The sequence below is a fragment of the Mycobacterium angelicum genome (assembly GCF_002086155.1).
Lineage (GTDB): Bacteria > Actinomycetota > Actinomycetes > Mycobacteriales > Mycobacteriaceae > Mycobacterium > Mycobacterium angelicum.
This window is the reverse complement of record NZ_MVHE01000296.1, coordinates 1-471: the sequence shown is the minus strand read 5'-3', so window position 1 is coordinate 471 and position 471 is coordinate 1. Positions and strand designations below refer to the sequence as shown.

The following is a 471-nucleotide window of genomic DNA, read 5'->3' as shown; positions in this document are numbered from 1 at the left end:
CGGGTCGCCGTGGCTGACGGCGTTCGCTCAGCGCAGCCCGTTCGCCGAGATGTTCAAGTCCCTCGGCAAACACCGGTCGGGCGCAAGCCAGCTCCTGGCCGAGCTCGCCGAGCTGCCCCAGGAGGAGTGGCCCGGCCGCCTGCGCCGCCTGCTCTCCGAGCAGATCGGCCTGATTCTGCGCCGCACCATCGACGCCGACCGTCCGCTTACCGACTATGGCCTTGACTCACTGGCCAACCACGAACTGCGCGCTCGAGTCGAGGCCGAAACCGGGGTCCGCATTAGCACCGCGGACATCACCACGATCCGGGGTATGGCGGATTGTCTTTACGACAAATTGACCTCAAAAGCCGACATAGCAGCGGCTTTGTGAGGTAGTAATGGACTTGAACGCCGCGAATTACACTCCATGGGCCGGAATTGAGGAGGGATCGTGATCATAGGTGGGGGCTCCGCTAGCGCCAGTATGGA

At 63.5% G+C, this 471-nt stretch carries 1 protein-coding gene; it reads left to right on the top strand.

The genetic code is table 11. The annotated features are described in order from the left end of the window. The coding region (locus BST12_RS29470) for an acyl carrier protein (protein ID WP_083116538.1) at nucleotides 1-373 on the top strand (373 nt) is incomplete at its 5' end. Nucleotides 374-471 lie beyond the last annotated feature (98 nt).